The sequence below is a fragment of the Mesorhizobium sp. M7A.F.Ca.AU.001.01.1.1 genome (genome assembly GCF_004022735.1).
Lineage (GTDB): Bacteria > Pseudomonadota > Alphaproteobacteria > Rhizobiales > Rhizobiaceae > Mesorhizobium > Mesorhizobium ciceri.
In genome coordinates this window covers 1-10875 of the sequence record NZ_RZPF01000144.1, presented here as the reverse complement: position 1 = coordinate 10875, position 10875 = coordinate 1, and the positions used below count along the sequence as shown (strand labels likewise).

Below are 10875 nucleotides of genomic sequence, written 5' to 3'. Positions count from 1 at the left end.
CCCTGGAGCCAACTGCGCGAATGGATGGCGAGGTTGCCGGCGAGCGCCTGGATATGCCTGATATGCCGCTTGCAGAAACGGACGGTCGTGGCCCGGAAGAAGTCCTCCCGTGCGGCGAACAGCGTGTCGGCGGCGTCGCTGTTCTCATGCCAGGCGATGATCGCCACGGCCTTGTCACCCTCGACAAGCGCGTGCGCGCGGCCCTCCTTCAAATTCATCATAAGGTTGTCGTAGGCGATCTTGCTGTCCTTGCCGGCAGCGACGTATTCGTCCGACATTCGCTTGGACAGACCGCGAAAGACATCCTCCAGATCCCCAAGCGTTGCTGCGCGTGCTCTCATTTCACCTCCTGCAGCCCCAACGGGCAGTTTGCCCCAGGGTTGAGGGGTGGCCAAGCAAATTAAATCCGCCGGCGGGCCAATGTGCGCAAAGTGATTCCACTTGGCGATGCAGGCGGCGACGCGACGGGGGGTGCCCAGAACGGACCAGGAGGGGATGGTGCCCAGAGGCGGATTCGAACCACCGACACGCGGATTTTCAGTCCGCTGCTCTACCAACTGAGCTATCTGGGCCTGTTCCGGCAAACGAAAACTCGCAGGCCGGAATTCATCGAGGCGCCGTGGGGCGCCCCTTGAAAGCGCGTGGGTTATAGCACGGGAATTCGGCCTGTCCAGCGCCTAGGTGGCGATTTCAGGCAGGAAAAGCGATGCCGTGCGGCGCCCGGGTTTCCATGCCGCTTGCGGGCCGGAATCGCGCACGGCATGGCACTATCTGGCCTTCTTCACCCTGGTCGGCGTCGTTATTGCAGGCTGAAACGCCGTGACATGTCTTTTAGCCGGCGGTCGAGGCGCAGCAATGCTCGCGGCACTGGGCGCCCGCAAGTCGCCATCGCCTATCTGGCGCCGGTCACGCCGCGCCGAAAATCGGAAGGCGACATGCCGGCGAGCTTGCGGAACGACTTGTTGAAGGCGCTGAGCGAGCCGAAACCCGAATCCATGGCGACACGCAGCACATTGGCGTCCTGATGCATCAAAAGCGCCTGCGCATAGCTCAGCCGCAACAGGTTCACATACTCATTGAGCGTCATGCCGGTGGATTTCTTGAACAGGCTCATGGCGTATTTGGGATGGATGTCGGCGGCCGCGGCGATGTTCACGCAATCGATGTCATAGAGGAAGTTTTCGGCGATGAAATCGCACATGCGTCCGACATTCCGCGACGATTGCTGGTCAAAGGGGCTGCCTGTTTCTTGGTCGGTCGGAGTTGCGGATACCAGCCGATAGGGCTCGAACCGCACTCGCTCCAGCCGCAGCAGCAATTCGTTGACGGCATGTTCGGCCTTGGCCTGGTCGCCGGACCGGGCGTAGCGGTTCCAGCGCTCGAAATTATGGTTGTCGGACTGGTCGGTGGCCGATGTCACCAGTGTTGCGCCCGTCATCAGCCGGTGCCTTATGTCCGTGGGCAGGTGCAGCCGGAAGAAATGCACCAGCGGCAGATGCGCTCCGGCATAGATGGCGTCGTCGGACAAATCGTCCATCTGGTGCGGCAGGCCACCCCAGAACAGGCACATCTCGCCGGCCGAAAGCGAAATCTCGTGGTCGTTCATGCGGTAATGCACGCTGCCGCGCACGATGAAATTAACCTCGACCTGGGCGTGCCAATGCGGCTTGAGCATCACCAACGGATTGGTGTGAAACATCTGCAGGAGCAGCGGCAGGCCTTCCACGCTGCTGGCCCCAGGCTGGTAGAACGGCCGTTCAGGCATCTTACTTTCCGCCAATTTCATATTCCCTTTGACGGCGACAGGCCTTGCCCGGTGCATAGTCTAGCCACGCTCACAGTGAGAGAGCAAATGAAATGGGAGGATTTCAATGCGCATCACAATGACCTGCGCCGCGCTCGCGCTTGCCCTGGGCTCAGCCCCGGCCTTCGCGCAATCCGGCGAAATCACCATCTGGAGCTGGAATGTCGCGGCTTCATCGCTGAAAGCGACCATTGCCGGCTTCAACAAGCAATTTCCCGACGTCAAGGTCACGGTCCAGGATCTCGGCAACCAGCCGACTTACGACAAGTCGATCGCCGGCTGCGCCGCCGGCGGCGTCGGGCTGCCTGATGTCGTCACCATCGAGAACGGCGAGGCCGAGAATTACTGGAGCCAGTTCCCCGACTGCTTCGTCGACCTGCATACGCTCGGTTACACAGCCGACGACCAGAAAAAATTCCCCGATTTCAAGCGCACCGAGTTGGAAGTGGGCGACAAGGCCTACGCGATGCCGTGGGATTCCGGCCCGGTGGCCGCCTTTTATCGCCGCGACTTCTACGAAAAGGCCGGCGTCGATCCGGCTTCGATCAAGACCTGGGACGATTTCATCGCCGCCGGCAAGAAAATCCAGGCCGCCAATCCTGGCGTCTCGATGACCAATGCCGATTTCAATGGCGACTCGGAATTCTTCCGCATGATCTCCAACGAACAGGGCTGCGCCTATTTCTCCGAGGACGGACAATCGATCACGGTCAACCAGCCCAAATGCATCGATGCCATGACCAAGGTCAAGGAGATGAAGGACGCCGGCATCATCTCGTCGGCCGACTGGGGCACCAAGATCACCAACAACACCGCCGGCACCGTCGCCACCCAGATCTATGGCGGCTGGTATGAGGGCACCATTCGCACCGAATCTGCCGGCGAAAACGGCAAATGGGGCGTCTATCTGATGCCGAGCCTCACCGCCGACGGGCCGCGCGCCGCCAATCTCGGCGGGTCCTCGCTGGCCATCACCTCGGCTTCCAAGAACAAGGAGGCTGCCTACGCCTATCTGAAATACACGCTCGGAACCAATGAAGGCCAGATCACGATGCTGAAGGAGTTCGGCCTGGTACCGTCCCTGGTCTCGGCACTCGACGATCCCTATGTCGCACAAGGCCTGTCTTACTGGGGCGGCCAGGCGGTATGGAAGGACATTCTCGGCACCTTGCCGAAGGTTGTTCCGAGCCGCGGCACGCAGTTCCAGAGCGACGCCGAAATCATCGTCCGCGCCGTGCAGACCAAGTATCTGGCCGGCGGCTATCCTGACGCCAAGGCGGCGCTCGACGATGCCGCAAGCCAGATCGCGGCGGCGACCGGACTGCCCGTCAAATCTTGATCACCGCTTCTCCTTCTCCCCTTGTGGGAGAAGGTGGATCGGCGCGATAGCGCCGAGACGGATGACGGGTGCTCCAGCGGAGTGAGACGTTTGCGTTCTCTGGAACACCCCCTCATCCGTCGCCTTCGGCGACACCTTCTCCCACAAGGGGAGAAGGGAAGACCCAGGCGACGGCGTGAAACAACAAGCGGTAGAAGGAGGAGCAAGATGCGCAATCGTAACGCCACGGCCTATCGCTTCCTCACGCCCTATCTGCTGATCTTCGCGATCTTCTGGGTGTGGCCGATCATCAGCTCCTTCATGATCTCCTTCCAGGCAACGCGCACCGTGCCGTGGCGGTTCGCGCCGAGCTTCAACTGGGGCCGGTTGATCGGCGATCCGGCCTTCTTCAACGCCCTGAAGAACACGCTGCTCATCCTGGTCATCCAGGTGCCGGTGATGATCTCGCTGGCGCTCGTCATGGCGGTGCTTTTGAACTCGCCGCTCTTGAAGGCGCGTGGCCTCTACCGCTTCGCCTTCTTCGCCCCGGTCGTGGTCGGCGAGGTTGCCTATTCGGCGGTGTTCCGGCTGATGTTCAACCTCGATTTCGGCATCATCAACAAGCTCCTGAACAGCGTCGGCCTGCCCAAGATCGACTGGTTCTCCAACGTCACGCCGGCGATGGCGCTGATCATGATCGCGGTGACCTGGCGCTGGGCCGGTTACAACGCCATCATCCTGCTCGCCGGCATGCAGTCCATTCCCGAAGACGTCTACGAGGCGGCGACGCTCGACCGCGTCAGCAAGCTCAAGCAGTTCTTCTACATCACCCTGCCGCTGCTGAAGCCGGTCATCGTGTTCTGTCTCGTGCTGTCGATCATCGGCACCATGCAGCTGTTCACCGAGCCCTTCCTGATCACCGAGCGCGGCGGGCCGGGCGGCGGCACGGAGACGCTTGGCCTGCTGCTTTACCGCCAGGGCTTTCGGTCGCTCAACTTCGGCTACGCCTCGGCCGTCGCCTACACCATGGCCGGGCTGGCGATCGCCATCACGCTGGCGCAGCTGTGGCTGACGAGGGAACCGAAATGAGTTCGCGCTCCTCCGCCAGGCTGGGACGCAGCATCGCTCTGCATCTGTTCCTGACGCCGCTGGCGCTGATCTGGCTGTTTCCGCTGTGGATGATGGTGGTGTTCTCGACCATGCCCGACAACGGCATCTTCAGCCCCGGCATCGAGCTTTTGCCGCACGGCAATTTCATCGACAATTTCAACAATCTGCAGCGTGACACGAACTTCGTCGGCGCCATCGGCATTTCGGTCTCGGTGGCGGTGACCTACACCATCCTGTCGGTGCTGCTGACGTCGATGGCCGGCTGGGCGCTGGCCCGATACCAGTTCTTCGGCAAGGGCGCGGTCGTCGCCATCATACTGGGCACCATAACGCTGCCCTATGCGGTCGTGCTGATCCCGCAGTTCATCATGGTGGCGCGCGACTTCAAGCTCGCCAACACCTGGGTGGCGCTGATCGTTCCGCCGCTGTTCAATTCGCTCGGCGTGCTGTTCATGCGGCAGAGTTTTTCGATGATGCCGGACGACCTCTTCGATGCGGCGCGCGTCGAGGGCGTGAAGGAGTGGCGCATCTTCCTCTTTGTCGCGCTGCCTTTGGCGCGGCCGATGCTGGCCGCACTCGCCATCATCCTGTTCCTCGCCTCCTGGAACAATTATCTGTGGCCGCTTTTGATCAACAGCCAGCCTGGTTCGATGACGGCGCCGGTGGCGCTCGGCACGCTGATCGGCCTCACCAAGGTGTCATGGGGCGGCATCATGGCGGGCGCTGTAATGCTGACGGTGCCGATGCTGGTCGTCTTCGTGCTGCTGCAGCGCCATTTCATCGCCGGCATTGCCGCCGGCGCGGTCAAGTAAGGGGCAGCATGGCAACGGTCACGCTCACCAATGTCGTCAAGCGCTTCGGCGTCTTCGAGGTCGTCCATGGCGCCAGCATGGACATCAAGGACGGCGAGTTCGTCGTCTTCGTCGGCCCCTCCGGCTGCGGAAAATCGACGCTGCTCAGGATGATCGCCGGGCTCGAGGACATCAGCGGCGGCGAAATCGCCATCGGCGGCAAGGTGGTCAATGATGTCGAGGCGGCCGACCGCGGCATCGCCATGGTGTTCCAGTCCTACGCGCTGTATCCGCATATGAGCGTCGAACAGAACCTCTCTTTCGGCCTGCGCATGACCGGCAATCCAAAAGCCGACACCGAACGGCGGGTGAAGCGGGCGTCCGAGATCCTGCGCATCAGCGAATTGATGGACAGGCGCCCGAAAAAACTCTCAGGCGGCCAGCGCCAGCGCGTCGCCATCGGCCGCGCCATCGTACGCGAACCGCAGGTGTTTCTGTTCGATGAGCCGCTCTCCAATCTCGACGCCGAATTGCGCGTCCAGATGCGCGTCGAGATCTCCCGGCTCCATAAGGAACTGGGCACGACAATGATCTATGTCACCCACGACCAGACCGAGGCGATGACGCTCGCCGACAGGATCGTCGTGATGCGCGCCGGCCATATCGAGCAGATCGGCCGGCCACTCGATCTCTACGACAACCCCGACAATCAGTTCGTCGCCGGCTTTGTCGGCTCGCCGAAGATGAATTTCATCAAAGGCCGGGTTGTCGGGCACGATGCACCTGGCGTCGTGGTCGAACTGGCGGGCCAGGAGAAGACCCGCATCACGCTACCGCTGACTGGCACTGCGCCCGAAATAGGCAGCCCAAAAATCGGCAGCAAGGTCATTGTCGGTGTGCGGCCCGAACATTTCGGCAATGCCGGAGAAGGCGACGCCGACCTTGTGGTTGCCATCGACGTGATCGAGCACCTGGGCGGCACAAGTTTCCTCTATGCCAGAACGGCCAACGGTGACGACGTGGTGATCCAGCGCGACGCGGCAAAGGTCCCCGACACGTCCGAGATCACCGTTTCCATCCGCAAATCCTACCTGTTCGACGAAAAAGGACTGCGGCTGCGCTGACCGCCAGCCCTTTCCAGCCTTCAAGGAGAATGACAATGACCGCAACCACGCCCATTCGCTGGGGCATTCTCGGCCCGGGCAGCATCGCCCAGTCCTTTGCCGGTGGCGTGGCCGCTTCGGACACCGGCAAGCTGGTCGCCATCGGCGCACGCAATCCCGCCAAGCCGGGGCTTGCCGAGCGTTTTCCCGGTGCCCGTATCCTCGACGGCTACGACGCGCTGCTCGCCGACCCCGACATCGACGCCGTCTACATTTCGATACCGCATCCAGGCCATGCGCAATGGGCGATCAAGGCGGCCGAGGCCGGAAAGCATGTGCTGTGCGAAAAGCCGCTGGCGCTGACCGCCTTCGAGGCCGACGCCATGATGCATGCTGCGCGCAAGGCCGGCACATTCCTCGGCGAAGCCTTCATGTACCGGTTGCACCCGCAGACCAAGAAGCTGGTGGAGCTGATCAGGTCCGGCGTCATCGGCGAGATCAGGATGATCAAGTCGAGCTTCGGTTTCGCCATGCCGGGCTTCATGCCGCAGCACCGGCTCTATGCCAACGATCTCGCCGGCGGCGGTATTCTCGATGTCGGCGGCTATCCCGTCTCGATGGTCCGGCTGATTGCCGGTGCGGCCGTCGGAAAGCCCTTCAGCGAGCCAGACAAGGTGGTCGGCACCGCCCATCTGGGCCAGTCCGGCGTCGACGAATGGGCCTCCGCGCTGCTGCATTTCCCCGGCGGCATTGTCGCCGAAGTCTCCTGCAGCATCTCGCTCAACCAGGACAATGTGCTGCGCATCCTGGGCACAAGGGGCCGCATCGAAGTGCCGGACTTCTGGTTCGCCGGCGGCAACCGCGATGTCGGTCTCGGCCGGATAGACGTCATCGCCTCCGATGGTACGCGCCAGACCATCAGCGTCGACGAGAAGCGCCATGTCTATTCCTTCGAGGTCGACGCAGCCGGCGAGGCGATCCGCGCCGGCGGCCAAGAATTCGCCTGGCCGGGCATGGCGTGGGCGGAAAGCCTCGGCACCTTGCGTGTGCTGGACAAATGGCGGACGGCAGCCGGCCTCGAATACGGGATCGAGAAGGCCGAGCAGCGCACCAACACCATCTCCGGCCGGCCGCTACGGTCCGGCGGCACGGCGGTCGCCAAGCGCACCATTCCTGGCCTGTCGAAACCGGCATCGGTGGTGGCGCTCGGCTTCGAGGATTTCCGTACGTTTTCCTCAGGTTCGATCCTGCTCGATGCCTTTTTCGAGGCCGGCGGCAATCTCTTCGATACCGGCTATGTCTATGGCGGCGGCTATACCGAGAAGCTGCTTGGCGAATGGTTGAAAAACCGTGGCGTGCGCGCGCAATCGGTGGTCATCGCCAAGGGCGCGCACTCGCCGCTGTGCTATCCTGATGTGATCGGCAAGCAGCTCGACCAGACGCTCGAACGCCTGCAGACCGATCATGTCGATGTCTACTTCATGCACCGCGACAATCCGGATGTGCCGGTCGGCGAATTCGTCGATGCGATGGATCGCGAGGTCAAGGCCGGCCGCATCCGCGGCCCGTTCGGCGGTTCGAACTGGACGATGGAACGCATGGATGAGGCAATTGCCTACGCCGAACGCACCGGCAAGCAAAAGCCCGGTGCGCTGTCCAACAATTTCTCGCTGGCCGAAATGCTGGAGCCGATCTGGGCTGGCTGCGTCACGTCCTCCACGGATGCGTGGAAGGCCTGGCTGACATCCAGGAAGATGCCGAATTTCGCCTGGTCGAGCCAAGGGCGCGGCTTCTTCACCGATCGGGCGGGTCGCGACAAGCAAGACAATGAGGAGCTGGTGCGGGTCTGGTACTCCGAGCGGAATTTCGGCCGCCGCGACCGGGCGATCGAACTTGCCGCGAGACTGGGCAAGAGCCCGATCCATATTGCGCTGGCCTATGTGCTCGCTCAGCCCTTCCCCTCCATCCCGCTGATCGGGCCACGCACGCTGGATGAACTGGACGACAGCCTGCGCGCTCTCGACATCACGCTTTCGCAAGCCGATCTCGAATGGCTGGACGGCGGCAGCCTGCGCGCTGCCTAGTTGGCTGCCTGTTTAACCGTGGCGGCGTCAGGTCTCGTCATCGAACGCCCTGACGCCGCGCCTGGCCGGAGTCCGCAAATTCGCGTACATGCCTGTGGTGCGGAATTGGCTCGGTGTGATGCCGTAGCAGCGGCGGAAGACCTTTGAAAAATAGTTCGCTTCCTCGAAGCCGCACAGGATGGCGACCTCCTTCACCGGCAAAAAATCCGCTTTGGTCAGCAGCTTCGCCGCGCGTTGCAGGCGCTGCTGCAGCACGAACTCGGCCGGAGGCAGGCCTTCGCTCTCGGCGAAACAGCGTGAGAAATGGGCTCGGCTGAGGCCGCTGATCTGGACCAGGTCCGCCACCGGCAGCGGCTTGTCGAGATTGGCGTTGATGTGATCGATGACCGGCTGCATGGCGCTTAGTTTTTCGGCGAAGGCATGGGAACCGAAGACATCGTCATAGAGCGCCATCGCAGCCTCGTAGGCTATCGCGGAAGCAGCACCCGGCGAAGCGGCGCCTTTGATCAGGCGCAGGCTGCAATCGGCAAGATGATCGATTGTCGCCGGCTGCAGCCGAAATACAGGACCCGAGACGCTGAGGATCGACTTGTGGATGCGCAGCGCTTCCTCGCCGTTCATCGAAATCCAGAAATATTCCCAGCGCTCATCTCCAGCCAGCCAGTAACGGTGGTTGTGCGGCACCAGCACCAGCAATGTGTCGTTCTTCTGCAAGCGGTAGTTGCGGTTTTCGTAGCGCAGCCGGCCAGTCCCGCTGATCGTGTGCTGGAGCACGGTGAACGGTGTCTGACCGCGCTTGCGGCCGTCCCAGTCGTAGATTTCGTCCTCGCGCACTTCGTAGCCCGTGCTCGTCGGCATGGCGTGCAGGCGCTGGCGGCCGCGCGGCAGCGAGATCGTGCGCATGGACTGTCCGTGTTCTATCAAATCATGCAGCACAAAATTACCCCTGAAAGCATAATCCTTCTCTGGTCGCGCTCGCGAATAAGCGCATAATCCCCATCGAAAAGCGAGAGAGATCCGCAGTCAAGGAGCGGACAGGGAGGTTGGCGAGCCGGATTCCGGCTTGTCCTGCATACATGTCGCGGCATGTGGCTAGAGCCTCCCATTGTCATTCCTTGCCTGCAATTCGAAATGGAATGAGGTGCGGCTGATGAGTTTCAAAATCGCTATCATCGGTGCCGGCAGCGTCGGCTTCACCAAGAAATTGTTCACCGACATCCTGTGCGTGCCCGAATTCAAGGACATCGAATTCGCGCTGACCGACGTCAGCGAGCACAATCTTCAGATGATCAAGGCGATCCTCGACAGGATCGTCCAGGCAAACAGGTTGCCGACCACGGTGACGGCGACCACCGACCGCCGCAAGGCGCTCGAAGGCGCTCGCTACGTCATCAGCTGCGTGCGGGTCGGCGGCCTCGAAGCCTACGCCGACGATATCCGCATTCCCTTGAAATACGGCATCGACCAGTGCGTCGGCGATACGATCTGTGCCGGCGGCATTCTCTATGGCCAGCGCAACATTCCGGTGATCCTGGATTTCTGCAAGGACATACGCGAGGTCGCCGAGACGAACGTCAAATTCCTGAACTACGCCAACCCGATGGCGATGAACACCTGGGCGGCGATCGAATACGGCAAGGTCGACACTGTCGGGCTCTGTCACGGCGTCCAGCACGGCGCCGAGCAGATCGCCGAGGTGCTTGGCGCGAAGTCCACGCAGGAGCTCGACTATGTCTGTTCCGGCATCAACCACCAGACCTGGTTCATCGATCTGCGCCTCAACGGCCGCCCCATTGGCAAGGATGAACTGGTGGCCGCTTTCGAGGCGCATCCGGTCTATTCCAGGCAGGAGAAGCTGCGCATCGACGTCCTGAAGCGCTTCGGCGTCTATTCGACCGAAAGCAACGGTCATCTTTCCGAATATCTGCCCTGGTACCGCAAACGTCCCGACGAGATCACGCGCTGGATCGATATGTCCGACTGGATTCACGGCGAGACCGGCGGCTATCTCCGCTACTCCACCGAAACCCGCAACTGGTTCGAGACGGAATATCCGCAGTTCCTCGAAGCGGCGTCCAAGCCGATCGACCGCGAGAAACGCTCCAACGAGCATGCCAGCCACATATTGGAGGCGCTGGAGACCAACCGCGTCTATCGCGGCCACTTCAACGTCAAGAACAATGGGGTGATCACCAACCTGCCGCACGATGCCATCATCGAGTCGCCGGGCTTCGTCGACCGTTTCGGCATCAACATGGCCGCCGGCATCACGTTGCCGGAGGCTTGCGCCGCCACCTGCATCGCTTCGATCAACGTCCAGCGCATGTCGGTGCATGCCGCGATATCGGGCGACATCGATCTTCTGAAGCTCGCCGTGCTGCATGACCCGTTGGTCGGCGCGGTTTCGACGCCGGAGGAGGTCTGGCAGATGGTCGACGAAATGGTCGTCGCCCAGGCAGCCTGGCTGCCGCAATACGCCCATGCGGTTCCGGCCGCCAGGGAGCGGCTGTCGACATCCAAGGTGAAGACCCGCGAGTGGGCGGGCGCCGCACGGCGCAGCATTCGCTCGATCGAGGAATTGCGCGCCGAAAAAGCCGCGCTGAAGCAAGCCGGCTGAAACGGGCCGGCTGAAACGGGCCGGCTGGAAATTCATGCGGTGATGGTG

The 10875-nt window shown here is 62.0% G+C and carries 9 protein-coding genes and 1 tRNA gene; 6 read left to right on the top strand and 4 right to left on the bottom strand.

Features of this window, described 5'->3' with window-relative positions:
* The 3 genes from EN884_RS11595 to EN884_RS11585 all read right to left on the bottom strand — a co-directional run.
* The coding region (locus EN884_RS11595; protein ID WP_128360560.1) for a hypothetical protein at nucleotides 1-341 on the bottom strand (341 nt) is incomplete at its 3' end.
* Nucleotides 342-496: 155 nt separating this feature from the next.
* Nucleotides 497-572: transfer RNA gene (locus EN884_RS11590), tRNA-Phe, on the bottom strand.
* A gap of 320 nt (nucleotides 573-892) precedes the next feature.
* On the bottom strand, nucleotides 893-1786 hold the full coding sequence (locus EN884_RS11585; protein WP_024504770.1) for a helix-turn-helix domain-containing protein: 894 nt from the start codon (nucleotides 1784-1786) through the stop codon (nucleotides 893-895).
* Between the two features lie 85 nt (nucleotides 1787-1871).
* Here EN884_RS11585 and EN884_RS11580 point away from each other — a divergent pair, with 85 nt between their 5' ends.
* The 5 genes from EN884_RS11580 to EN884_RS11560 all read left to right on the top strand — a co-directional run bounded on the left by EN884_RS11580 (nucleotide 1872) and on the right by EN884_RS11560 (nucleotide 8210).
* Entirely contained in the window at nucleotides 1872-3143 is a 1272-nt protein-coding gene (locus EN884_RS11580) for an extracellular solute-binding protein (protein WP_063170038.1), read from the top strand.
* A gap of 207 nt (nucleotides 3144-3350) precedes the next feature.
* A complete protein-coding gene (locus EN884_RS11575; protein ID WP_013530184.1) occupies nucleotides 3351-4211 on the top strand; it encodes a sugar ABC transporter permease in 861 nt (286 codons plus the stop codon).
* A complete protein-coding gene (locus EN884_RS11570) occupies nucleotides 4208-5044 on the top strand; it encodes a carbohydrate ABC transporter permease (RefSeq protein ID WP_013530185.1) in 837 nt (278 codons plus the stop codon). The genes EN884_RS11575 and EN884_RS11570 overlap by 4 nt, the downstream gene beginning before the upstream one ends.
* 8 nt (nucleotides 5045-5052) lie before the next feature.
* On the top strand, nucleotides 5053-6147 hold the full coding sequence (ugpC, locus tag EN884_RS11565) for a sn-glycerol-3-phosphate ABC transporter ATP-binding protein UgpC (protein WP_024504772.1): 1095 nt from the start codon (nucleotides 5053-5055) through the stop codon (nucleotides 6145-6147).
* Nucleotides 6148-6182: 35 nt separating this feature from the next.
* On the top strand, nucleotides 6183-8210 hold the full coding sequence (locus EN884_RS11560) for an aldo/keto reductase (RefSeq protein ID WP_063170039.1): 2028 nt from the start codon (nucleotides 6183-6185) through the stop codon (nucleotides 8208-8210).
* A gap of 27 nt (nucleotides 8211-8237) precedes the next feature.
* Here the strand turns inward: EN884_RS11560 and EN884_RS11555 are convergent, their stop codons facing one another.
* Nucleotides 8238-9113, bottom strand: coding sequence for an AraC family transcriptional regulator (locus tag EN884_RS11555; RefSeq protein WP_082826649.1), 876 nt, complete (start codon nucleotides 9111-9113; stop codon nucleotides 8238-8240).
* A 247-nt stretch (nucleotides 9114-9360) separates the two neighbouring features.
* On the opposite strand from EN884_RS11555, the gene EN884_RS11550 reads away from it, so the two are divergent.
* The gene (locus tag EN884_RS11550; RefSeq protein WP_063170465.1) at nucleotides 9361-10827 is read left to right on the top strand and encodes an alpha-glucosidase/alpha-galactosidase; all 1467 of its coding nucleotides are present in this window, start codon (nucleotides 9361-9363) and stop codon (nucleotides 10825-10827) included.
* Nucleotides 10828-10875: the final 48 nt, after the last annotated feature.

Excerpts from the sequence above, each read along its gene's own strand:
- EN884_RS11560 (WP_063170039.1), top strand. The coding sequence starts at position 6,183 with ATGACCGCAACCACGCCCATTCGCTGGGGCATTCTCGGCCCGGGCAGC.
- EN884_RS11570 (WP_013530185.1), top strand. The coding sequence starts at position 4,208 with ATGAGTTCGCGCTCCTCCGCCAGGCTGGGACGCAGCATCGCTCTGCAT.
- EN884_RS11555 (WP_082826649.1), bottom strand. The coding sequence starts at position 9,113 with ATGCGCACGATCTCGCTGCCGCGCGGCCGCCAGCGCCTGCACGCCATG.
- EN884_RS11575 (WP_013530184.1), top strand. The coding sequence starts at position 3,351 with ATGCGCAATCGTAACGCCACGGCCTATCGCTTCCTCACGCCCTATCTG.
- ugpC (WP_024504772.1), top strand. The coding sequence starts at position 5,053 with ATGGCAACGGTCACGCTCACCAATGTCGTCAAGCGCTTCGGCGTCTTC.
- EN884_RS11580 (WP_063170038.1), top strand. The coding sequence starts at position 1,872 with ATGCGCATCACAATGACCTGCGCCGCGCTCGCGCTTGCCCTGGGCTCA.
- EN884_RS11585 (WP_024504770.1), bottom strand. The coding sequence starts at position 1,786 with ATGAAATTGGCGGAAAGTAAGATGCCTGAACGGCCGTTCTACCAGCCT.
- EN884_RS11550 (WP_063170465.1), top strand. The coding sequence starts at position 9,361 with ATGAGTTTCAAAATCGCTATCATCGGTGCCGGCAGCGTCGGCTTCACC.